The organism is Pseudomonas sp. SJZ077 (genome assembly GCF_007993905.1).
Lineage (GTDB): Bacteria > Pseudomonadota > Gammaproteobacteria > Pseudomonadales > Pseudomonadaceae > Aquipseudomonas > Aquipseudomonas mandelii.
In genome coordinates this window covers 627,905-649,469 of the sequence record NZ_VIUJ01000002.1, presented here as the reverse complement: position 1 = coordinate 649,469, position 21,565 = coordinate 627,905, and the positions used below count along the sequence as shown (strand labels likewise).

The window sequence follows — 21,565 nt, the reverse complement described above, 5'->3', positions numbered from 1 at the left end:
TGTTTCAGGCATAAAAAAATGGGGCGCATTCGATGCGCCCCATTTTTTGTTAACGACTCAGATCAGAACGCCGGCAATACCGCGCCTTTGTACTTCTCGAGGATAAAGGCCTTCACTTCCGGGCTGTGCAGGGCAGCAATCAGTTTCTTCATGTCTTCGCTGTCCTTGTCGTCCGGGCGGGCTACGAGGATGTTCACGTAAGGCGAGTCGTTGCCTTCGATGACCAGTGCATCCTTGGACGGATCGAGCTTGGCTTCCAGCGCGTAGTTGGTGTTGATCAGCGCCAGGTCGACCTGGGTCAGCACGCGCGGGATGGTCGCGGCTTCCAGCTCACGGAATTTCAGGTCCTTGGTGTTCTCGGTGATGTCCTTGACCGTCGAGAGGATGTTGTTGGAATCCTTCAACTTGATCAGGCCGGCCTTGGCCAGCAGCAACAGTGCACGGCCGCCATTGGTGGCGTCGTTCGGGATCACCACGTTGGCGCCGCCTGGCAGTTCGGTCAGGGCCTTGTACTTGCTGGAGTAAGCGCCCAGCGGTTCCAGGTGTACGCCAGCAACGGCGACCAGGTTGGTGCCCTTGGCCTTGTTGAACTCATCGAGGTACGGCTGGTGCTGGAAGAAGTTGGCGTCCAGGCGTTTTTCGGCAACCTGCACGTTTGGCTGGATGTAGTCAGTGAACACTTTGACCTTCAGGTCCACGCCGTCTTTGGCCAGGGCCGGTTTGACGAATTCGAGGATTTCCGCGTGCGGCACCGGGGTGGCTGCAACGGTCAGAGTGTCAGCGTGAGCGGAAAACGCTGCAACGGCTGCGAACGCGACGAGTAGTTTTTTCATTCAGCTAACTCCTTGTGGGTACCCGCTTGCGGCGCCTGGATTTGGCGCCTGCCAGCGAATGGCCGGCTCATGTCTTGTTTACGAGAACTGTTTATTTTCTGGAGAAATGGACGACCAGTTTGTCACCAACCATTTGCAGAACCTGCACCAGCACCAGCAACAGCACCACGGTGACGATCATCACATCGGTCTGGAAACGCTGATAACCAAAACGGATCGCCAGGTCGCCCAACCCACCGGCACCGACCACACCGGCCATCGCCGTGTAGGACACCAGTGTAATAGCCGTCACCGTAATCGCCGCGTAAATGCCCGGGCGGGCTTCTGGCAGTAGGGCGTTGATGATGATCTGCCGGGTCGTCGCACCCATGGCCTGGGTGGCTTCGATGATGCCGCGATCCACTTCACGCAGGGCGGTTTCCACCAGTCGCCCGAAGAACGGCGTGGCACCCACTACCAGCGGCGGGATCGCACCGGCGACGCCGAGCGAGGTGCCGGTGATCAGCACGGTGAACGGGATCATCACGATCAGCAAAATGATGAACGGCAGCGAACGCAGGATGTTCACCACCAGCGACAGCACGGCGTATAGCGTTCTGGATTCCAGCAACTGACGCGGACTGCACAGGAACAACAACACGCCCAGCGGGAGGCCGAGCAACACGGTGAACAACAACGAACCGAAGAGCATCAGCAGGGTATCGCCGGTAGCCAGCCAGATTTCGAACCAGTCGATGTTGACGAAGAAACTTGTCAGGACTTCCATCAGCGCAGGACCTCCATGTGGACGTCAGCCGCGGTGAAGTGGGCGAACGCCGCCTCCATGTCGCCACCGGTAACAGCCAGGGTCAATTGCCCGTAAGGGACGTCTTTGATGCGGTCGATACGACCGGCCAGGATGCTGTAGTCCACGCCCGTTTCCCGAGCGACGGTCCCCAACAGTGGTGCGTAGGTCGCTTCGCCCTGGAAGGTCAGACGCACGATGCGGCCCGGCACATGGGAGAAGTCGTCACGCTGTTCGCTTTCATCGATCTGCTCGTCTTCTTGCACGAAACGTTTGGTGGTCGGGTGTTTCGGATGCAGGAACACCTGGGCCACCGAACCTTGCTCGACGATCACACCCGCGTCCATTACGGCGACCTGGTCGCAGACCCGGCGGATCACGTCCATCTCGTGGGTAATCAGGACGATGGTCAGTTTCAGCTCGCGATTGATCTCAGCCAGCAATTGCAGGACCGACGCCGTGGTCTGCGGGTCCAGGGCGCTGGTGGCTTCGTCGCACAGCAGGATTTTTGGCTTGGTCGCCAGGGCGCGGGCAATGCCGACGCGCTGCTTCTGGCCGCCGGACAGCTGCGCCGGGTACTTTTTGGCGTGGTCGGACAGACCGACCCGCGCCAGCAACTCGGCGACACGCTGGTCAATCTCGCTGCGCGACAGTTCACCGGCCAGGGTCAGCGGCAGCGCGACGTTGTCGGCCACGGTCTTGGACGCCAGCAGGTTGAAGTGCTGGAAAATCATCCCGACCTGCTGGCGGAAGCGGCGCAGGCTGTTGGCGTCGAGCGCGGTGACTTCTTCGCCGTCGACGAAGATCTTGCCGCCGCTGGACTCTTCCAGGCGATTGATCAGACGCAGCAGGGTACTTTTTCCCGCGCCGGAGTGACCGATCAGGCCGAAGACCTGACCGTTCTCAATCGTCAGACTGGTCGGGTGCAGGGCGGGAATATCCTTACCGGCGACGCGGTAGGTTTTGTGGACGTTTTGAAACTCGATCACGTAGCGAACCTTGTGGGGCGCGTTGGAAAAGGGTCAGCGGTTAGCCGGGCGCGCATTTTAGCCTGTCCGTATAGAGGTTATTAGCATTTATTCCGCATTCAACCTTCCATTTGGCAATAACGCGATCGAAGGTTAGAAAAAAGGAACGGCTAAAAAGCTCGCCAGTCACTAATAAGGCAACTCGAAAACGCCCCCGGTGCCGTGCCTGGGGAATGCACATAAGTCCTGGCTACGGGATCGCAACGAGGAGTTTACGACTGATGAGTACTAAAAAGCCTGCCGCACCTAAAAGCGCACTGGCCGGGACCGATACCCTGGACCGCGGCAACACCAATGCCAAGCTCGAGAGCCTGGAAAAGTTTCGCTCCGACGCCACCGAACAAGCCCTGCGCACCAATCAGGGCGTGAAGGTTTCGGACAACCAGAACACGTTGAAGGTCGGCGCGCGCGGGCCGTCGTTGCTGGAAGACTTCATCATGCGTGAAAAAATCACGCATTTTGACCATGAGCGCATTCCAGAGCGCATCGTCCATGCACGGGGCACTGGCGCTCATGGTTTTTTCCAGACCTATGAAAACCATTCCGTACTGACCAAAGCCGGTTTCCTACAAGATCCCGGCAAGAAAACCCCGGTCTTCGTGCGCTTTTCCACGGTGCAGGGCCCGCGTGGGTCAGGCGATACCGTGCGGGACGTGCGAGGTTTCGCCGTGAAGTTCTTCACCGACGAGGGCAACTTCGACCTGGTGGGCAATAACATGCCGGTGTTTTTCATTCAGGATGCAATCAAGTTCCCTGACTTCGTGCACGCGGTGAAACCGGAGCCACACAACGAGATCCCTACCGGCGGCTCGGCTCACGACACCTTCTGGGATTTCGTCTCGCTGGTGCCAGAGTCGGCGCACATGGTGATCTGGGCCATGTCCGACCGGGCGATCCCGAAAAGCCTGCGCAGCATGCAGGGCTTTGGCGTACACACGTTCCGCTTGATCAATGCCGAAGGAAAATCACGCTTCGTCAAATTCCACTGGCGCCCTACCGCCGGTACTTGCTCACTGGTGTGGGATGAAGCGCAGAAGCTCGCCGGTAAAGACACCGATTACCACCGCCGCGATCTGTGGGAGTCGATCGAGATGGGCGACTACCCGGAGTGGGAGTTGGGCGTGCAGGTCATCGAAGAAGAAAACGAACATAACTTCGACTTCGACATCCTCGACCCGACCAAACTGATCCCGGAAGAACTGGTGCCCATTACCCCGCTGGGCAAGATGGTGCTCAACCGCAACCCGGATAATTTCTTCGCCGAAACCGAGCAGGTTGCGTTCTGCCCGGGCCATATCGTGCCGGGCATCGACTTCTCCAATGATCCGCTGCTGCAAGGGCGGCTGTTTTCCTACACCGATACGCAGATCAGCCGACTCGGTGGGCCGAATTTTCACGAGATCCCGATCAACCGTCCCGTAGCACCCTTCCATAACGGCCAGCGGGATGCGCTGCATCGCACCACCATCGACAAGGGGCGCGCCTCCTACGAGCCGAATTCCATCGATGGCGGTTGGCCGAAAGAAACGCCGCCTGCCGCGCAGGACGGTGGATTCGAGACCTATCCAGAGCGCATCGACGCCAACAAGATTCGCCAGCGCAGCGAGTCGTTCGGCGATCATTTCTCCCAGGCGCGCCTGTTTTTCCACAGCATGAGCAAGCACGAGCAGGAACACATCATCTCGGCGTACAGCTTTGAGCTGGGCAAGGTTGAGCGTGAATTCATCCGTGCACGTCAGGTGAACGAGATCCTGGCCAATATCGATCTGGAACTGGCCAAACGTGTGGCGCAGAACCTTGGTTTGCCGGCGCCGAAGGCTGGCACCGTCGAAGTGCGTAAAACTTCACTCGATCGCTCACCGGCCTTGAGCCAGGCCAACCTGCTGCCGGGGGATATCAAAACGCGGAAAGTGGCGATTCTGGCGGCCAACGGTGTCGATGGTGCTGCGATTGATGCGATGAAGAAGGCGCTGAAGGCAGAAGGTGCGCACGCCAAGCTGCTTGGCCCGACTTCCGCGCCAGTGACCACCGTCGATGGCAAGACACTGCCGGTGGACGCTTCGATGGAAGGCTTGCCTTCGGTGGCATTCGATGCGGTGTTCGTACCCGGTGGCGCGGCGTCGATCAAGGCGTTGAGTGGCGATGGCGTAGCGCTGCATTACCTGTTGGAAGCATACAAACACTTGAAAGCGATTGCGCTGCATGGCGAGGCGAAGCAGTTGCTGGACGTGTTGAAGCTTGAGGTGGATGCGGGGCTGGTCGTGGGTGCGGATGCCCAGTTGATCAAACCGTTCTTTGCCGCCATCGGGCAGCATCGGGTTTGGGATCGGGAGCCGAAGGCCAAGGCGATTCCGGCTTAAGGTTTTGTATTGTTAGGGAGGGCGCCTTCGCGAGCAGGCTCGCTCCCACAGGGTTTGGGTTTGATCATAGAAAGTGTAATCAACCCCAATTCACTGTGAGAGCGAGCCTGCTCGCGACGCTTTCAGGGTTTACGCGGACTCAAGACGATCTGCGCCGGAACGTTGCGCAGGATCTGCTTCTGCAGATTCAGATCGAACTCCGAATCCAGCTTCTTCACCCGTTTAGTCAGCAACGTCGCCAACCATGGGTAATCCTGGGTACGCGGCGCCTGAATGCTGACATCGCACTGGTAATTCACCACATCGGCGGCAATCGCATCCAATTGACGGCGAAGTTTGCTCATATCCGTGAGGTTCAAGGCAATTGTGGTGCTCTCAGCCGTAGGATCAATGACTTTGGCCGGTGGCTTGGCCTCGGCTGCCATGAGCGCCGCTTCAGCCCTGTCCAGTTCAGCTTTACGGGCATTGACGATGGCGTTGTTGACCCCACCCGTCAGCGCCGGAGCCTTTGGCATTAATGCCCGGGCCCGGGCCAGCGCCGTAGCGGCCGCATTCACATCGCCTTTTTGCAGCACGATCTGGCTGCGACGCAGATAGGCTTCGGCCAATTGCCGCTGATAGTGCACGAGGGACGGATCGTCTGGCGACTGGGCCTGCAAGGTCGCCAACTGGTCTTCGGCGGTGGCCAGCTCGCTGCTGGCCAGGTTTTGTTCCAGCTGCGCGATGGCCGTGGCCCGGGCATCGGTCGCCGCAGTGGTGGCCGATGGCGTGCTTTGGCAAGCGCCCAGTAGCAGCGAAAATGCGACAAGGAGCAGATAACGGGAGGCTGACAGCTTCATTCCTGCGACTCTCTATTTGCGCAAAAAACGAGCAAGTCTACACCCCTCGACGGGGCAGGACAAAACTCAGCAGAAACAGTGCGGCGGCCGTCACAACAATCGACGGGCCCGCCGGGGTGTCTTTGAACCACGACAACGCCAGCCCGCCACAGACCGCGAGCATGCCCAGCAGGCTCGCGCCCAGCGCCATCTGTTCCGGCGAGCGAGCGTGACGTTGTGCCGCAGCCGCCGGGATGATCAACAGCGAAGTAATCAGCAACACACCGACGATTTTCATCGCCACAGCGATCACCACCGCGATCAGCAACATCAATGCCAGGCGCAGCGCCGGCACGGGCAAACCTTCCACCCGGGCCAGTTCTTCATGCACCGTGATCGCCAACAATGGCCGCCACAACGTCACCAGCAACGCAAGAACACCGGCGCTGCCACCGAGTATCCAGGCCAAGTCGGTCGGGCTGATCGCCAGCAAGTCGCCGAACAGATACGCCATCAGGTCGATCCGCACTTCGTGCATGAAGCTTAGTACGACCAGGCCCAGAGAGAGCGTGCTTGGTGCGAGAATTCCCAAAAGCGTGTCGGACGCCAGCGGCTGACGCTGTTGCAACGTCACCAGCAGCACCGCCAACAGCAAGCAACCGACGGTGACGGCAACGGTAGGGCTGACATCCAGCAGAAAGCCCAATGCCACGCCGAGCAAGGCCGCGTGGGACAAGGTGTCGCCGAAATAGGCCATGCGCCGCCAGACCACGAACGAACCCAGCGGTCCTGCGACCAGCGCCAAAGCCAGACCTGCAAGCAGGGCGTAGAGCAGAAAATCAGCCATGCTTGCAGCTATCTCCATGGACATGGGGTTGGGCCGTCGGGGCCGCGTTGACCACCGAACCATGCAGGTCATGGGCGTGGTCGTGGTGGTGGTGATAAATCGCCAGGCTTTGTGCGTTCTTGCCGAACAGCTCGACGAAAGCCGGATCGCCGCTGACTTGTTCCGGGTGCCCGGAGCAGCAGACATGACGATTCAGACAGACCACCTGGTCGGTGGTGCTCATGACCAGGTGCAAATCGTGGGAGACCATCAATACCCCGCAGCCGTGACGGTCGCGCAGCCGCGTGATCAGGCTGTAGAGCTCGGCTTGGCCGGCCACATCGACGCCTTGCACCGGTTCGTCGAGCACCAGCAGTTCCGGCTCACGCAGCAGGGCTCGAGCCAGCAGCACACGCTGCATTTCGCCACCGGAAACACTTTGCACCGGGCTGTCGATCACCTGCTCGGCGCCGACTTCCTTGAGTGCCGCCAAGGCCCTGGCACGGTCCACGCCAGGCACCAGACGCAAAAAGCGCAGTACCGACAACGGCAGCGTCGGATCGACGTGAAGTTTTTGCGGCATGTAACCGACCCGCAGTTTCGGCTTGCGCCAGACGCTGCCGCTGTCCGGCTTCAACAGACCGAGCACCGCGCGCACTAGCGTGGTCTTGCCCGCGCCGTTCGGGCCGATCAGCGTGACGATCTGCCCCGGCTCGACGCTCAGCTCGATGTTATCCAGCACGTTTTGCCCGGCAAAGGTGACGACAACCTGCTCGAGGCGAATCAGCGCATTGCTCATCAAGCCCCCTGGCAACCCGAGCAGAGGCCGACCACTTCAACGGTCTGGCCTTCGACGACGAAACCGACATCCTTGGCGCTGCTGATGATCGCGTCGCTGATGGATTTCTGTTCGAGCTCAATGGCGGCGTGACATTCGCGGCAGATCAGGAATTGACCCTGGTGGGCATGCTCCGGGTGATTGCAGCCGACGAAGGCGTTGAGCGAGGAGATGCGGTGGACGAGGCCGTTTTCCAACAGGAAATCCAGCGCACGGTACACGGTAGGCGGCGCAGCGCGGCGGCCATCCTGCTCACTGAGTACCGCAAGAATGTCGTAGGCACCCAACGGCTTGTGACTTTGCCACACCAGCTCCAGCACCCGCCGACGCAAGGCGGTCAGGCGCAGGCCTTGACGTGCGCACAAGGCATCGGCCTCAGTCAGTGCGCTATGTACGCAATGAGAGTGGTCGTGGGGACGGCTGGCAATCGGTGTTTTAGGCATGAGCGGCGACGAGTTTTGTGAGAGACGTTATTATGTTACCCGTTCTCGCCTCTTCGAGTGGTCATCGTGTCCCGACTTTTTTCTATCTTTGTCACATTTGCCGCAAGTTTTCTGTTCATTGGCTCAGCTCAAGCCGACGTCAAAGTCCTCACCAGCATCAAGCCGCTACAGCTGATTGCCGCTGCGGTGCAGGACGGCGTGGCAATCCCGGAAGTGCTGCTACCACCGGGCGCTTCACCGCATAACTATGCCTTGCGTCCTTCCGACGTACGGAAGGTGCAATCGGTGGATCTGGTTTACTGGATCGGTCCGGACATGGAAGGGTTCCTGCCTCGCGTGCTGAACGGTCGAACGCTGCCGAGCGTCGCTGTGCAGGATCTGCCGGGACTGAAACTTCGCCACTTCGGCGAAGACAACCATTCGCACGCGGAAGAAGCCGACGAGCATGACCACGATCATCGCCCCGGCAGTCTGGATGCGCATTTGTGGTTGTCTCCGGTAAACGCTCGCGTGATCGCCACAAAAATGGCTGCTGACTTGAGTGCAACCGATCCGGCCAACGCCACGCGTTATCAGAGCAACCTCAAGGCGTTCGATGAGCGTCTGGATGCAATGGATCTTCGCTTGAAAGCGCGTCTGGCCGGCATCGCAGGCAAACCGTACTTCGTATTCCACGAGGCCTTCGACTACTTTGAAGACGCCTACGGCCTCAAGCACGCCGGCGTATTCAGCGTCGCCGCCGAAGTCCAGCCGGGCGCCCAGCACGTCGCAGCGATGCGCACGCGGTTGCAGGAAGTCGGCAAGACCTGTGTGTTCAGTGAGCCGCCGTTGCGTCCGCGCCTGGCGGAAACCCTGGTGGCAGGCCTGCCGGTGAAATTGGCGGAGCTGGATGCGCTGGGCGGGTACACGCCGGCGACTGCGCAGGGGTATGAGCAGGTGCTGGAGAAGTTGGGGAATGATTTGGCGGGGTGTCTGGAGTCGTTGTAACAGCGGGATCTGCGACGCCCCATCCGCGGGCAAGCCTCGCTCCTACGGAATTTGTGCCGTTCACAGATAATGTGCACGACACAAACCTGTAGGAGCGAGGCTTGCCGCGAAGCTGTTAAAGGGCGAACGGTAGCGGCGTACTGACCTTCTGCCGCTGCGCCAACCGCTGCTGAAACTCCATCGGATCGTGAATCAACACGTCCTGCCCGGCAAACGACTCCGCGGCAATCAACCGTGACAACCAGAACCGCACACACGCCACGCGCAACATGGTCGGCCACAGTTCAGCCTCTGCGGCAGTGAACGGACGCAACGCAGCATAGGCCCCGAGCAACGCCCGCGCCCGCGGCCCGTCGATCAGCCCTTCGTCATCCGAACACCAGTCATTCAAGGCAATTGCAACGTCGTAGAGCATCGGCCCCGAGCACGCGTTGTAGAAGTCGATCAACCCGGTCAGGTGCGTGCCTTCGAACATCGCGTTGTCGCGGAACAGATCCGCGTGGATGTTGGCCCGTGGCAACGCCAGAATTTTCGTCTTCTGCTGAGTGATTTCGTCCAGCGCCCGCTGCAACAAATCACTCTGCTCGGCATTCAGGTGGGAGAGCAACTGCGTGCCCTCCTCCAGCATCCAGTCCAGGCCACGATCGGTTTTGCGCTTGATCATGTTGGCCTGGGTCGCCAGATGCAGATGGCCCAGCAACTCGCCGACTTGGGCGCAATGCTGCGCGTTGGCTTCCTTGATGTGCTTGCCGGCCAGGCGTGGTTGCAACAGCGCAGGCTTGCCGGCCAGTTCGCGCAAGGCCACGCCGTCAGTGGTGCGCAGTGCGTAAGGCACCGGCAAGTCGGCTTCGTGCAGCACATCGAGCAGTTCGATGAAGAACGGCATCTCCTGAACCGGACCGCGCTCGACCAGGGTCAGGACAAACTCGCCCTGCTCCAGGCTGATGAAGAAATTGGTGTTTTCACTACCGGCGGCAATTCCCTGGAAATCAAGCAGGCGGCCGAGCCCGTATGGGGCGAGAAAGGTTTCCAGCTCGGGCCGAGCCAGCGGGGTGAACACAGACATGTTTAAACTGCCAGTACGGGCGCCGCTGCATGAGCCAGCGCCGATTGAAATTAAGAAACTACTTCCATTCAAAAATCTTCCACGACGGAATCAGCATATCCGGCTGATCCGAGCGGATGAAGTTTGCATCTGTCCCATCCGCACGCACCAGGAAATACGGTGGTCCGACCTTCGGCGTGACCTTGATCGCGTACAGGAAACCGTTTTGGCGGTACTCCTGAATCGTTTTGTCCCCTTCCGTGCGGATCGTGACTTCCGGCTCCGGTGTCGGCGCATCATCCGCCGCCATGACGGCCAGGGGAACGGTTGCAAACAAGCCAGCCAGCAACAGGCGATTTAGTGTGCGCATGATAACCTTGTCCCTTTGTCGTCAACGGTCCCGCTATTCTAGCGCCGGACCCGCCGAAAAGGTTGATCCTGCTCATGAGCCAAGCCCCCCTCGTCCTGGTGGACGGTTCTTCTTACCTGTACCGCGCCTTTCACGCCCTGCCGCCGCTGACCACTTCCAAGGGTTTGCCGACTGGAGCGGTCAAAGGCGTGTTGAACATGCTCAAGAGTCTGCGCAAGCAGTACCCGGACAGTCCGTTCGCCGTGGTGTTCGACGCCAAGGGCGGGACATTCCGTGACGAAATGTTCGCCGAGTACAAAGCTAACCGTCCGAGCATGCCCGACGACATGCGCGTACAGATTGAGCCACTGCATCAGAGCGTGATCGCGCTGGGCTTCCCGTTATTGTGCGTCGAAGGCGTCGAGGCCGATGACGTGATCGGCACTTTGGCCCGCAGCAGCGCAGCAGCTGACCGACCAGTGGTGATCTCCACCGGCGACAAGGACATGGCGCAACTGGTCGACGGCCACATTACCTTGGTCAACACCATGACCGGTAGCGCGCTGGACGTGGAGGGCGTGAAGGAGAAATTCGGCGTCGCTCCCGAGCAGATCATCGATTATCTGGCACTGATGGGCGATTCTTCCGACAACATTCCGGGCGTTCCAGGCATTGGTCCTAAAACCGCTTCCGGCCTGTTGGTGGGCGTGAACGGCGGTCTGACCGAGCTGTACGCACAGCTCGACATCGTGCCGACCCTGCCGATTCGCGGCGCCAAGACCCTGCCGGCCAAGCTCGAAGAGCATAAGGAGATGGCATTCCTCTCCTATCAATTGGCAACCATCAAGATCGACGTGCCGCTGGACATCGGGCTCGACGACCTGCAAATGGGCGGGCCGGATCACGACAAACTCGCTGAGCTCTACACCCTGCTCGAATTCAAGAGCTGGTTCGAAGAGAACCAGCGCGATGCCAAGCGTTCCGGCCAGGAAGTTACCGTGCCGGTGGCTGAAGAAGCCGCTGTCGAGACCGAGCTCAAGTACACCACGATCCTCACCCAGGCCGATTTCGACCTGTGGCTGAAGAAGCTCAACGACGCCAAATTGATCGCCTTTGATACCGAAACCACCGGCATCGATGCGCAGCAGGCGCAGCTTGTCGGCCTGTCGTTTGCTGTACAGGCCAACGAAGCAGCCTACATCCCGCTGACCCATTCCTACATGGGTGTGCCGGATCAGCTTGATCGCGACACCGTGCTGCGCGCGCTGAAACCGATTCTGGAAGATCCGGACAAACTCAAGGTCGGCCAGCACGCCAAGTTCGACATGAACATCCTCGCCAACTGCGCCATCGGTGGCGACCAGAATTGCGGTATCACCGTGCAAGGCATCGCGTTCGACACCATGCTCGAATCTTACGTGCTGGATTCCACCGCGACCCGCCACGACATGGACAGCCTGGCGCTCAAGTACCTGAACCACACCACTACGAGCTTTCAGGACATCGCCGGCAAGGGTGCCAAGCAGCTGACGTTTGACCAGATCTCGCTGGAACTGGCCGGGCCTTACGCCGCCGAAGACGCCGACGTGACGCTGCGCCTGCACCAGACCTTGCAGGAAAAGCTCAATGCCATTCCGAGCCTGAGCAAAGTCCTGAGCGAAATCGAAATGCCGTTGGTGCCGGTACTGGCGCGAATCGAACGCCAGGGCGCGTTGGTCGATGCCAACCTGCTCGGCATCCAAAGCGTCGAGCTCGGCGACAAAATGGTCGCGCTGGAGCGTGAGGCATTCGCCATCGCCGGTGAAGAATTCAACTTGGGCTCGCCGAAGCAATTGGGCGTGATCCTGTACGAAAAGCTCGGGTTGCCGATCCTCAGCAAAACCGCCAAGGGCCAGGCGTCCACCGCCGAAGCCGTCCTGGCGGAACTGGCCGAGCAGGATTACCCGTTGCCCAAAGTGCTGATGCAGTACCGCTCGATGAGCAAGCTGAAAAGCACTTACACCGATCGCCTGCCGGAACAGATCAACCCGCGCACCGGGCGGATTCACACGTCCTATCATCAAGCTGTCGCGGCGACCGGGCGCTTGTCGTCCAGCGATCCGAACTTGCAGAACATTCCAATCCGCACGGCCGAAGGGCGGCGGATTCGTCAGGCGTTCGTCGCGCCAAAGGGCTACAAGCTGCTGGCGGCGGACTATTCGCAAATCGAGCTGCGGATCATGGCGCACCTGGCCAAGGACGAAGGTTTGCTGCACGCCTTCCGCAATGACCTGGACGTGCACAAGGCCACCGCCGCCGAAGTGTTCGGCGTGGAACTGGCCGACGTCACCACCGATCAACGTCGCAGCGCCAAGGCGATCAACTTCGGTTTGATCTACGGCATGAGCGCGTTTGGCCTGGCCAAGCAGATCGGCGTTGATCGCAAGCAATCCCAGGCATACATCGACCGTTATTTCGCCCGCTATCCGGGTGTTCTGGCGTACATGGAACGCACCCGCACCCAGGCGGCCGAGCAAGGTTTTGTCGAAACGATCTTCGGCCGACGCCTGTACCTGCCGGAAATCAACGCGAAAAACCCGGCCCTGCGCAAAGGCGCAGAACGCACGGCGATCAACGCCCCGATGCAGGGTACGGCGGCGGACATCATCAAAAAAGCCATGGTGGCGGTGGATAACTGGCTGACCTCCTCGGGCCTCGACGCCAAAGTCATCCTGCAGGTGCACGATGAATTGGTGCTTGAGGTGCGTGAAGATCTGGTCGACCAGGTCCGCGATGAAATTCGCGTGCACATGAGCGACGCCGTGAAGCTGGATGTACCGCTTCTGGTCGAGGTTGGCGTAGGCAATAACTGGGATGAGGCTCACTGAGCCGTCTGAAAGGGCGTTTTCTGCTGCGGCATAGTGCCGCGGCAGATGGGTCAAGAGCCCTTATTTCGGAAAGAAATCACACTTATTACAAATGGTTTCTGAAGCTCCGGAACTAAACCTGTGAACTGCCACTCAGAGTTACTGAATGGCTGGTGAAGCCCTTCGATGCTCCTATGTTGTGTTAAGTGTTGGCAGATATCTGGACCCCGCCCTAGCGGTCCGGAACTTGAACCCCGGAACTTCCCCCTCCCCATAAGAAGTCCGGGGTTTTTTTTGCCTGCGATTTATTGCTCCGCAACCTCGGAGCCTTTGTCCGCCAGCTCCATCCAGCCTGCCAATACAGTGTAGGCGTCTTCCAGACCCATGCGCTTTGGCGCCGAGAACAGCTGGATGCTAATCGCATCGCCCCATCCTTTGCGGATGTCTGCCTGAACCTTGAGCAGCACGTTTTTCGCCGCGCCATAGGTCAGCTTGTCAGCTTTAGTCAGCAAAATGTGCATCGGCATGCCACTGGCGACGGCCCAGTCAAGCATCAACAGGTCGAAATCGGTCATTGGATGACGGATGTCCATCATCAAAATCAGGCCTTTCAGACTTTCGCGACCACCCAGATAAGCTTCCAGGTGACGCTGCCAATGCAGCTTCAACGGGATAGGTACTTTCGCGTAACCGTAACCCGGAAGGTCGACCAGACGACGATCATCGTCTAGCTTGAAGAAGTTCAAGAGCTGCGTGCGACCCGGAGTTTTCGAGGTTCGCGCCAGGCTGGCGTGCGTCAGGGTGTTCAGCGCGCTGGATTTGCCGGCGTTGGAACGCCCGGCGAAGGCCACTTCAAAGCCTTCGTCGTCGGGACATTGATCGACTTTGGCAGCGCTGAGCATGAAGGTGGACTGTTGGCACAGGCCGAGGATGGGGTTCTTGAGTTGCATGGGATTTCCGATGTGGGCGGCGCCGGGAATGGACGCGGCAAGCGGTGTCGTTTCCGTTTCAGTGACGCCAGTATATAATGCCGCAGATTTTGTGTGCGCTTTGTCCCAGCGTAGGATGAAGTTCACGAGAGCGATTGACCTTGATTGCGCATTAGAACGCAGAACGCTCTCAACCCTGAAAAGGTCGTTTTATGACGAAATGGCTGCTAGCTGCCGGTGTCTTGATGCCGCTTTACAGCGCTCAGGCTACACAGGATCCGGAAGCTGTGTACAACCGTGTTTGTGGTGCCTGTCATTCCGGCCAACTACCCATGGCGCCCAAAAAGGGCGACCAGGAAGCTTGGACGCCGAGGTTGGCGAAAGGTATGGGGACGCTGGTGCAACACGTGACCCAGGGTTTCAAGGCGATGCCGCCGCGTGGTTTGTGCATGGACTGCAGTGCCGAGGATTACCAGGCAATCATCCAGTGGATGAGCGAGTGATCCCGGTCCATAACTCTTTAACCCTTAGCCGTAGTTGGATTAGCTGATGAACAAATTGATCGTGAGTCTGCTGTTGACCGTGGGGATCTCCGGCGTAGCCCATGCTGCAGGTGATGCAACTGCTGGTCAGGCGAAAGCCGCAGTATGTGGCGCCTGTCATGGCCCGGATGGCAACAGCATGGCGCCTAACTTTCCGAAACTGGCAGGCCAGGGCGAGCGTTATCTGAACAAGCAGCTGCACGACATCAAGTCCGGCAAACGCACCGTTCTGGAAATGACCGGCCTGCTGACCAACCTGAGCGATCAGGACCTGGCTGATATCGCCGCTTACTTCGCCAGCCAGAAAGGCAGCGTTGGCGCCGCCGACCCGAAAGTCGTGGCTCGCGGTGAGGCCTTGTTCCGCGGTGGCGACCTGGCCAAGGGCCTGCCAGCCTGCACCGGCTGCCACTCTCCGGATGGCAAGGGCAACGCGGCTGCCGGCTTCCCGCATCTGGGTGGTCAGCACGCTCAATACGTTGCCAAGCAATTGACCGACTTCCGCAAGGAAGAAGGCGGTCGTGCCAACGATGGCGATACCAAACCAATGCAAAGCATTGCCAAAAAGCTCAGCGACGAAGATATCGCTGCGGTGTCCAGCTACATTCAAGGCCTGCACTAAGACCGGCGAACAGGGCGTGCCGCGGGAAGTACATCTCCTGCAACGTTAACGCTCTATTAATCCGTCGCAGCAAGTATAAAAAGGGTGGCTCAGGCCGCCCTTTTTTGTGGCCGCTGCCGTTACACTACAGAACTCAAGCCCGCCAGGACCTGTCTGAAAACAGGTCGCGCGAGGCGACCCAAATTGTCCAGGAGTAAAGCATGCGTAATCTGATCATCAGCGCCGCACTCGTCGCTGCCAGCCTGTTCGGCATGACTGCCCAAGCCGCCGAAGCACCCGCCGCCCCTTATGTCGAACTGACCAATCCGGTTCCGGTCGCCGTGCCTGGCAAGATCGAAGTCGTGGAGCTGTTCTGGTACGGCTGCCCGCATTGCTACGCTTTTGAACCGGTGATCAACCCGTGGGTCGAGAAACTGCCTTCCGACGTGAACTTCGTCCGTATCCCTGCCATGTTCGGCGGCCCATGGGACGCACACGGCCAGATGTTCCTGACCCTTGAAGCGATGGGCGTAGAGAACAAGGTTCACGCTGCGGTATTCAACGCAATCCAGAAAGAACACAAGAAACTGACCGACAAAGACGACATGGCCGACTTCCTGGCCACTCAAGGCGTAGACAAGGACAAGTTCCTGGCCACCTTCGACTCCTTCGCCATCAAGGGCCAGATCAACAAAGCCAAAGAACTGGCCAAGAAATATGAAATCACCGGCGTGCCTACCATGATCGTCAACGGCAAGTATCGCTTTGACATCGGTTCTGCCGGCGGCGCCGAACAAGCGCTGAAACTGGCCGACCAACTGGTAGCCAAAGAGCGAGCGGCTAACAAGGCTGCTGCCAACTAAGCGCGGGGCCCGCCATGCGCCGCTGGGGAACTGAACGTGTCGTTGGCCTGCATGATCCGCGGGTCAACGAGCATCACCTGGAATCGACGGGATTGCCCGCAGACAGCCGTCTGCGCTTGCTCAGTTTCAATATCCAGGTCGGCATCAGTACCGAGCGCTATCGGCACTACCTGACCCGAGGCTGGCAGCATCTGCTGCCGCACACCGGGCGTGCCGACAATCTGCAAAAGATCGGCAATCTGCTGGGCGACTTCGATCTGGTCGCCTTGCAGGAAGCCGATGGCGGCAGCCTGCGATCAGGCTACGTCAATCAGGTTGAGCACCTGGCGCAGCTCGGCGCCTTTCCCTACTGGTATCAACAACTCAATCGCAATCTCGGTCGCCTCGGCCAGCACAGCAATGGCGTGCTCAGCCGCCTGCGCCCGTGGGCAATCGAAGATCATCCGCTGCCGGGGCCCAAGGGCCGCGGGGCGATTCTGGTGCGTTTCGGCGAAGGTCCGGAGGCGCTGGTGGTGGTGATGATGCACCTGGCGCTGGGCGCTCGGGCTCGCAGCATGCAACTGGCTTACATCCGCGAGTTGATCGGCGGTTACAAACACCAGGTGCTGATGGGCGACATGAACACCCACGCCAGTGATTTGCTGCAGAACTCCCCGTTGCGTGACCTCGGTCTGCTAGCACCGCAACTGGAAGCGACCTTCCCCAGCTGGCGCCCGCAGCGCTGCCTCGACCATATTCTGCTCAGCCCCACACTGACCCTTGAAAAGGTCGAAGTGCTGGCACAACCGATTTCAGATCACCTGCCCGTCGCGGTAGAGATTCGTCTGCCGGGTTCGCTCACGGCCGACGCTTTCCCCGCGTTGAGTCCTGCCCCTTCGCGGATCCCATGAATGAGCGACGAAACACAGCGCTGGAAAGAGAAATACCTTAAAAGCATCGAACAACAGGAAAAGCTCGAACGCCGATGGGATGCCCGGCTCGACTTGCTGCGCCGTGGGCTGGTGCGCAGCACCCTGGCCGCAGAAGGCACCGATCGCGCCGTTGACCAGTGCATGAAGGAAATGCGCGAAGTCGTGCGCACCGATGACATGGACGCCGGCCTGGCCGCCCTGCTTCCACGCCTGGAAAAAGCCGTACTCGACTCCGAGCAGCGCCGGGAAACCCGGGTCAATCAGACCAGCGCCGCATTGACTGCGCTGGTGACTCAGCTGCAAACACTGCCACTGCCTCGAGAAGTCAGCCGGACGCTGAAGAACTTTGCCAAACAACTGGATGGTCGAGTCAGTCAGGCCCGTGAGATTCCGTTGCTGCTCAGCGAACTGAGTGGCCTGCAAGGCAAAGCCTTACGTCAACTGGATAACCCGGCAGAACCTGATCGCCCCGGTTTTCTGCAGCGCCTTTTTGGTAACCGGGAAGCGGATGAGGCCACCCCGCAGGCCACCGTTCCTGCGGTGCAAGCGGCGCCCCTGCAAACTGTCGAACCGATTGCCGAGACCCCGCCGGCAACGGTTGATCTCGCCCCCGCGGTGGAGCATCCGCCAGTCGAACAGCCAACGGTCATCGACGTCCAACCTGCCGCTGCGATCCCTGAATCACTGGAAGTACAGGCAACGGAACCTGCTCCGGAATTGGTGGTGTTTGTCCCGCCTGTGCTTCAGTCAGAGACTGCATCTGCGCAAGCGGTAGAGCCACAGACCCAGCCGAACATCGAGCAACCGATAGATCCAACGCCAGCCGAGCAAGAGCCACAGGCAGTCAACCCGGATGAACTGACCCCGGTGACCATCGAGGCGGAGCACCTGGCGCCAGAGGAAGTTCTCTACGCCCTGCCCGACTCACCCGAGCCGTCCTATAGTTCAGTCGCCAAGCATATCGAAGACACGCTCCTTGGCCTGCTCGACGACCTGACGCTGCCCGAACGCCATCGACCACAAGCCGAAGCGATGCGTGATCGTCTGCAAAACGGGTTGAACTGGTACGAACTGATCCCGATCCTCGATGATCTGGCGACGTTGATGCTGGCGATCACCGACAGCGGCCAGCACGAATTCGAAGCGTACCTGCAACAACTCAACGAACGTCTCGAATCGTTCCAGAGCAACTTGCAAGCTGCCAGCGACGGCCACGCCGACAACCGCTCGGCTGCACGCGAGATGGATACGCAGATTCGCGAGCAAGTCGACGGCCTGCAGAGCAGCGTGCAAGAAGCGGCGGACCTGGAAGACCTCAAGCACGTCTTGGAGAACCGCCTCGAAGGCCTGCTCGGCACCATGGATCAACACCAGAAACAGCGCGACGAACGTGAGCAGGAAGTCGCGGCTCGGTTGCAAAGCCTGGCCGAACGCGTGGCGCACATGGAACAGGAAGCGCTGGGCTACCGCGAACACCTTGAAGAACAACGGCAGAAAGCGCTGCTCGATCCCCTCACCGGCCTGCCCAATCGCGCGGCCTGGAGTGAGCGGCTGGAACACGAAGTCCGCGAATGGCAGCAACACGGCAACATCCTGTTGCTGGCGATGCTCGACCTCGACCACTTCAAACGCATCAACGATAACTACGGTCACCTGGCAGGTGACAAAGTGCTGAAAATCATTGCCAGCGTGTTGCGCAAACGCCTGCGCGGGACGGATTTCATTGCGCGGTTCGGGGGTGAGGAGTTTGTCTTGCTGATGCCCGACACGTCACCGATAAATGGCGCACAACTGCTGGATACTTTGCGCGCATCGATTGAAGCCTGCCCTTTTCACTTCAAGGGCGAGCGGGTAACCATCACCATTTCCATAGGTTTTACGGCATTCAAACCCGGAGAACACAGCGACCTGGTGCTTAAAAGAGCCGATCAGGCGCTATACCGTGCGAAAAATGCTGGTCGCAATCGCGTCGAGGCTGGTTGACAGCCAATTGTTCCATTTTATTTAAAACAGCGCTTTTGCCCTCTGCGCGCAAGTCAGTACGTTACACTGTTGCATTACTGACTTGCGTGTACTGCCTACTGCCATGAAATGTCTTGCCCTCTTTACGTCGCTGCTCCTGTTGGCCGGTTGTGCCAGCGGCCCGCGGATCGACACCAGCCACCCTTCAGCCAATCACGACAGTCGTATTCAGTTCGTGGTGGTGCATTACACCTCCGCCTCCCTCGAGCGCTCCCTGCAATTGCTGACCCACGGCGAGGTCAGCAGTCACTACCTGATCGGTGACGACAAAGGCGCCACCATCTATAAGCTGATGGATGAAAATCTTCGATCCTGGCACGCAGGCGAAAGCGAATGGCAAGGCCGGACCTGGCTGAACTCCAGCTCCATCGGCATCGAGATCGTCAATCCTGGCTTCAAAGACACTCCGACGGGCCGCCTTTGGTATCCCTACAGTGAAGATCAGGTTCAGTCGCTGATCTTCCTGCTCAAAGACATCAGCAAGCGTTACAACATCAACCCTCGTTCCATCATCGGGCACAGCGACATCGCGCCGCTGCGCAAGCTCGATCCCGGCCCGCTGTTCCCCTGGAAGCGCCTGGCCGGCGAAGGCATAGGCGTCTGGCCAAACGAGCAGGCCGTCGCACGCCAGCAAACCCAGTTCGCAGCAGAACTGCCGAGCATCAGCTGGTATCAGGGACAGCTGGCCCGACTGGGTTATGCCACGCCACAAACGGGCGAGCTTGATGTCGCCACGCGCCATGTACTGGCGGCCTTTCAAATGCATTTCCGCCCCGCTCGATTCGATGGCACTCCTGACGCTCAGACGGCGGCGCTTCTACAAGTTTTGAATCAGACAAAATAATGACGGCCGCCCGACGGTAAGGGCTTTTTCTCAATCAGCAGCTATAACTCATTGGTAATTCTTCGGATATCCATAATGGCTGTAGCTCGAGAGACGCTCCGTAGCTGGTTCTATCGCCCTTGGTTTTTGGCGACGCTGGCTGCTGCCTTGAGTGCAACGCTATTGATGACCGCCAGCCTGTTTCTAGCGATGCATCAAGTTGAGCAGCGGGAAAGCCAGGAAATGAATGCCCAGGGCGAGCGTTTCCTCGCCCGGCTTGAACAGCTATTCGGGCAGCTACGCGAAAGCCTCGACGATCTGGAAGCCCAGCCCCTGCGTAGCTGCGATGATGAAATGATCGCAACCTTGCAACAGGTCAGCTTCAACTACCGATTTGTTTACGAAGCGGCCTACATGGACGCCTCGCGGATTTGCTCGAATCGACCTCGCCAGGTAGGGCTGTCATTAAGTCGACCACCGGACATCAAAGGCCCCACCTACAGCTACTGGCTGAACACCACCACCGAACCCGATGAAAACCGGGCTGCGCTGATGCTGGGACGCGGCAACTTTCGGGTCGCTACCTCTCGCGGCCATTTAACCGACATGGTCGATCTATCCCCGGGCAGTAGCCTGCTGGTGGTGCTCTCCCATGGCACTCGTGCGATTCCTGTCCTCGGTGCCGCACAGGCCTGGCCGCCCGCGGAATTCTGGCCACTGGAAAGCCGCGATGCGCTGCAGGTGACACAAACCCGCTTGATTTACCGCATGCCCACCAACAACCCCGAATACCAATTGGTGCTGATCACCCCACGCACGAACATGCATGTGCCAGCCGTGTGGTGGTGGCTGCTGCCGGCCAGTCTGGCGCTGAGCGCCTTGGTCGGTTTCATGGTGTTTCTGCTGGTGCGCCAGCGTCAGTCACTGGACGCTGAACTGAACGGCGCCATTCGACGGGGCGAATTGCAGGTGTTGTATCAGCCGATCTTCGATCTCGACAGCCGCAACTGTGTCGGGGCCGAAGCCTTGCTGCGCTGGCGAAGGCCGGACGGCACGCTGACCAGCCCCGACCTGTTTATCCCGATGGCGGAAAACACCGGCCAGATCCGCCAGATGACCGACTTCGTATTGCAGCGACTTCTCGAACAACTGGGGCAGCTGCTACGCGCCAATCCGCAGTTGTACATCTCCGTCAACCTTGCAGCTTGCGACGTCATGGTGCCGCGTATCGGCCAGGTGATGGCGCGCCTGCTGACCTTGCATCGTGTCGCGGCAAAGCAGATTGCCTTTGAGGTGACTGAGCGGGGCTTGATCGATGTAGTGGTGGCCAGGGAAAACCTGCAAGCCTTGCGCGATGTCGGGCATCAGGTCCTGATCGATGATTTCGGCACGGGCTATTGCAGCCTCGCCTACCTGCAAACCCTGCCGGTGGACTGCCTGAAAATCGACAAGGCGTTCATTGATGCGCTGGGCCATGATGCCGCCAGCAGCGGCGTGGCACCGCACATCATTCATATGGCCCAAGCCCTGCAACTCAGGGTGATTGCCGAGGGCATAGAACACGAAGCCCAAGCGGCGTTTCTGAGCAGCGAAGGCGTCAAGTATGGTCAGGGCTGGCTGTTCGCCCACGCACTGAGCGCCGTGCAGTTCATCGAACTGATTACCCGTGGGCGCCGATTGAGCAATCGACGCCTGGATGATGAAGCCTGAGCAGACTGCT

Annotated in this window: 20 protein-coding genes; 10 read left to right on the top strand and 10 right to left on the bottom strand. The window is 59.4% G+C overall.

Features of this window, described 5'->3' with window-relative positions:
* Window positions 1-62: 62 nt before the first annotated feature.
* The 3 genes from FBY01_RS06680 to FBY01_RS06670 form a co-directional block, all read right to left on the bottom strand.
* Window positions 63-833 carry a MetQ/NlpA family ABC transporter substrate-binding protein gene (locus FBY01_RS06680; protein WP_145306396.1) on the bottom strand — a complete coding sequence of 257 codons (771 nt, stop codon included), beginning with the start codon at window positions 831-833 and terminating at the stop codon, window positions 63-65.
* 91 nt (window positions 834-924) lie between these two features.
* Complete coding sequence (locus tag FBY01_RS06675; protein WP_010465643.1) at window positions 925-1,599, bottom strand: methionine ABC transporter permease; 675 nt, start codon at window positions 1,597-1,599, stop codon at window positions 925-927.
* Window positions 1,599-2,606, bottom strand: coding sequence for a methionine ABC transporter ATP-binding protein (locus tag FBY01_RS06670; protein WP_010465641.1), 1,008 nt, complete (start codon window positions 2,604-2,606; stop codon window positions 1,599-1,601). The genes FBY01_RS06675 and FBY01_RS06670 overlap by 1 nt, the downstream gene beginning before the upstream one ends.
* 260 nt (window positions 2,607-2,866) lie before the next feature.
* On the opposite strand from FBY01_RS06670, the gene katE reads away from it, so the two are divergent.
* Window positions 2,867-5,005, top strand: coding sequence for a catalase HPII (katE, locus tag FBY01_RS06665; RefSeq protein ID WP_145306398.1), 2,139 nt, complete (start codon window positions 2,867-2,869; stop codon window positions 5,003-5,005).
* Between the two features lie 122 nt (window positions 5,006-5,127).
* Here the strand turns inward: katE and FBY01_RS06660 are convergent, their stop codons facing one another.
* Genes FBY01_RS06660 through zur form a run of 4 tightly spaced genes read right to left on the bottom strand, consistent with a single transcriptional unit; the run spans window position 5,128 to window position 7,930 of the window.
* Entirely contained in the window at window positions 5,128-5,844 is a 717-nt protein-coding gene (locus FBY01_RS06660) for a PA5502 family lipoprotein (RefSeq protein ID WP_102594700.1), read from the bottom strand.
* A 37-nt stretch (window positions 5,845-5,881) separates the two neighbouring features.
* Window positions 5,882-6,670, bottom strand: coding sequence for a zinc ABC transporter permease subunit ZnuB (znuB, locus tag FBY01_RS06655; RefSeq protein ID WP_010465635.1), 789 nt, complete (start codon window positions 6,668-6,670; stop codon window positions 5,882-5,884).
* On the bottom strand, window positions 6,663-7,448 hold the full coding sequence (znuC, locus tag FBY01_RS06650; RefSeq protein ID WP_010465634.1) for a zinc ABC transporter ATP-binding protein ZnuC: 786 nt from the start codon (window positions 7,446-7,448) through the stop codon (window positions 6,663-6,665). Before znuC ends, znuB begins: the two co-directional genes overlap by 8 nt.
* Window positions 7,448-7,930 carry a zinc uptake transcriptional repressor Zur gene (zur, locus tag FBY01_RS06645; RefSeq protein WP_010465632.1) on the bottom strand — a complete coding sequence of 161 codons (483 nt, stop codon included), beginning with the start codon at window positions 7,928-7,930 and terminating at the stop codon, window positions 7,448-7,450. The genes znuC and zur overlap by 1 nt, the downstream gene beginning before the upstream one ends.
* A gap of 66 nt (window positions 7,931-7,996) precedes the next feature.
* Between zur and FBY01_RS06640 the strand changes: the two genes are divergently transcribed.
* Window positions 7,997-8,917 (top strand): zinc ABC transporter substrate-binding protein ZnuA, encoded by a 921-nt coding sequence (locus tag FBY01_RS06640; protein ID WP_010465630.1) that lies wholly within the window; start codon window positions 7,997-7,999, stop codon window positions 8,915-8,917.
* Window positions 8,918-9,032: 115 nt separating this feature from the next.
* Here FBY01_RS06640 and FBY01_RS06635 read toward each other — a convergent pair whose 3' ends face one another.
* Both FBY01_RS06635 and FBY01_RS06630 read right to left on the bottom strand, forming a co-directional pair.
* Window positions 9,033-9,983: a homoserine kinase gene (locus FBY01_RS06635; RefSeq protein ID WP_145306400.1), complete on the bottom strand. Its 951-nt coding sequence runs from the start codon at window positions 9,981-9,983 to the stop codon at window positions 9,033-9,035.
* Window positions 9,984-10,041: 58 nt separating this feature from the next.
* Complete coding sequence (locus FBY01_RS06630) at window positions 10,042-10,332, bottom strand: DUF2782 domain-containing protein (RefSeq protein WP_010465626.1); 291 nt, start codon at window positions 10,330-10,332, stop codon at window positions 10,042-10,044.
* A 74-nt stretch (window positions 10,333-10,406) separates the two neighbouring features.
* On the opposite strand from FBY01_RS06630, the gene polA reads away from it, so the two are divergent.
* A complete protein-coding gene (gene polA / locus FBY01_RS06625; protein WP_145306402.1) occupies window positions 10,407-13,178 on the top strand; it encodes a DNA polymerase I in 2,772 nt (923 codons plus the stop codon).
* A gap of 284 nt (window positions 13,179-13,462) precedes the next feature.
* Here polA and yihA read toward each other — a convergent pair whose 3' ends face one another.
* The gene (gene yihA / locus FBY01_RS06620) at window positions 13,463-14,107 is read right to left on the bottom strand and encodes a ribosome biogenesis GTP-binding protein YihA/YsxC (protein ID WP_010465622.1); all 645 of its coding nucleotides are present in this window, start codon (window positions 14,105-14,107) and stop codon (window positions 13,463-13,465) included.
* Between the two features lie 191 nt (window positions 14,108-14,298).
* On the opposite strand from yihA, the gene FBY01_RS06615 reads away from it, so the two are divergent.
* The 7 genes from FBY01_RS06615 to FBY01_RS06585 all read left to right on the top strand — a co-directional run bounded on the left by FBY01_RS06615 (window position 14,299) and on the right by FBY01_RS06585 (window position 21,555).
* Window positions 14,299-14,589 carry a cytochrome c5 family protein gene (locus tag FBY01_RS06615; protein ID WP_010465620.1) on the top strand — a complete coding sequence of 97 codons (291 nt, stop codon included), beginning with the start codon at window positions 14,299-14,301 and terminating at the stop codon, window positions 14,587-14,589.
* Window positions 14,590-14,635: 46 nt separating this feature from the next.
* Window positions 14,636-15,247 carry a cytochrome c4 gene (locus FBY01_RS06610; protein WP_010465618.1) on the top strand — a complete coding sequence of 204 codons (612 nt, stop codon included), beginning with the start codon at window positions 14,636-14,638 and terminating at the stop codon, window positions 15,245-15,247.
* Between the two features lie 200 nt (window positions 15,248-15,447).
* Complete coding sequence (locus FBY01_RS06605; RefSeq protein WP_145306404.1) at window positions 15,448-16,089, top strand: thiol:disulfide interchange protein DsbA/DsbL; 642 nt, start codon at window positions 15,448-15,450, stop codon at window positions 16,087-16,089.
* 14 nt (window positions 16,090-16,103) lie between these two features.
* Window positions 16,104-16,979, top strand: coding sequence for an endonuclease/exonuclease/phosphatase family protein (locus FBY01_RS06600; protein ID WP_010465613.1), 876 nt, complete (start codon window positions 16,104-16,106; stop codon window positions 16,977-16,979).
* Complete coding sequence (locus tag FBY01_RS06595) at window positions 16,980-18,983, top strand: GGDEF domain-containing protein (RefSeq protein ID WP_145306406.1); 2,004 nt, start codon at window positions 16,980-16,982, stop codon at window positions 18,981-18,983.
* A 103-nt stretch (window positions 18,984-19,086) separates the two neighbouring features.
* The gene (locus FBY01_RS06590) at window positions 19,087-19,866 is read left to right on the top strand and encodes an N-acetylmuramoyl-L-alanine amidase (RefSeq protein ID WP_077748832.1); all 780 of its coding nucleotides are present in this window, start codon (window positions 19,087-19,089) and stop codon (window positions 19,864-19,866) included.
* Between the two features lie 75 nt (window positions 19,867-19,941).
* Entirely contained in the window at window positions 19,942-21,555 is a 1,614-nt protein-coding gene (locus FBY01_RS06585) for an EAL domain-containing protein (protein ID WP_145306408.1), read from the top strand.
* Window positions 21,556-21,565: the final 10 nt, after the last annotated feature.

Bases quoted from the DNA above. Each gene is read 5' to 3' on its own strand.
- FBY01_RS06680 (WP_145306396.1), bottom strand. From the start codon at position 833: ATGAAAAAACTACTCGTCGCGTTCGCAGCCGTTGCAGCGTTTTCCGCT.
- FBY01_RS06675 (WP_010465643.1), bottom strand. From the start codon at position 1,599: ATGGAAGTCCTGACAAGTTTCTTCGTCAACATCGACTGGTTCGAAATC.
- katE (WP_145306398.1), top strand. From the start codon at position 2,867: ATGAGTACTAAAAAGCCTGCCGCACCTAAAAGCGCACTGGCCGGGACC.
- FBY01_RS06660 (WP_102594700.1), bottom strand. From the start codon at position 5,844: ATGAAGCTGTCAGCCTCCCGTTATCTGCTCCTTGTCGCATTTTCGCTG.
- znuB (WP_010465635.1), bottom strand. From the start codon at position 6,670: ATGGCTGATTTTCTGCTCTACGCCCTGCTTGCAGGTCTGGCTTTGGCG.
- znuC (WP_010465634.1), bottom strand. From the start codon at position 7,448: ATGAGCAATGCGCTGATTCGCCTCGAGCAGGTTGTCGTCACCTTTGCC.
- zur (WP_010465632.1), bottom strand. From the start codon at position 7,930: ATGCCTAAAACACCGATTGCCAGCCGTCCCCACGACCACTCTCATTGC.
- FBY01_RS06635 (WP_145306400.1), bottom strand. From the start codon at position 9,983: ATGTCTGTGTTCACCCCGCTGGCTCGGCCCGAGCTGGAAACCTTTCTC.
- FBY01_RS06630 (WP_010465626.1), bottom strand. From the start codon at position 10,332: ATGCGCACACTAAATCGCCTGTTGCTGGCTGGCTTGTTTGCAACCGTT.
- polA (WP_145306402.1), top strand. From the start codon at position 10,407: ATGAGCCAAGCCCCCCTCGTCCTGGTGGACGGTTCTTCTTACCTGTAC.
- yihA (WP_010465622.1), bottom strand. From the start codon at position 14,107: ATGCAACTCAAGAACCCCATCCTCGGCCTGTGCCAACAGTCCACCTTC.
- FBY01_RS06615 (WP_010465620.1), top strand. From the start codon at position 14,299: ATGACGAAATGGCTGCTAGCTGCCGGTGTCTTGATGCCGCTTTACAGC.
- FBY01_RS06610 (WP_010465618.1), top strand. From the start codon at position 14,636: ATGAACAAATTGATCGTGAGTCTGCTGTTGACCGTGGGGATCTCCGGC.
- FBY01_RS06605 (WP_145306404.1), top strand. From the start codon at position 15,448: ATGCGTAATCTGATCATCAGCGCCGCACTCGTCGCTGCCAGCCTGTTC.
- FBY01_RS06600 (WP_010465613.1), top strand. From the start codon at position 16,104: ATGCGCCGCTGGGGAACTGAACGTGTCGTTGGCCTGCATGATCCGCGG.
- FBY01_RS06595 (WP_145306406.1), top strand. From the start codon at position 16,980: ATGAGCGACGAAACACAGCGCTGGAAAGAGAAATACCTTAAAAGCATC.
- FBY01_RS06590 (WP_077748832.1), top strand. From the start codon at position 19,087: ATGAAATGTCTTGCCCTCTTTACGTCGCTGCTCCTGTTGGCCGGTTGT.
- FBY01_RS06585 (WP_145306408.1), top strand. From the start codon at position 19,942: ATGGCTGTAGCTCGAGAGACGCTCCGTAGCTGGTTCTATCGCCCTTGG.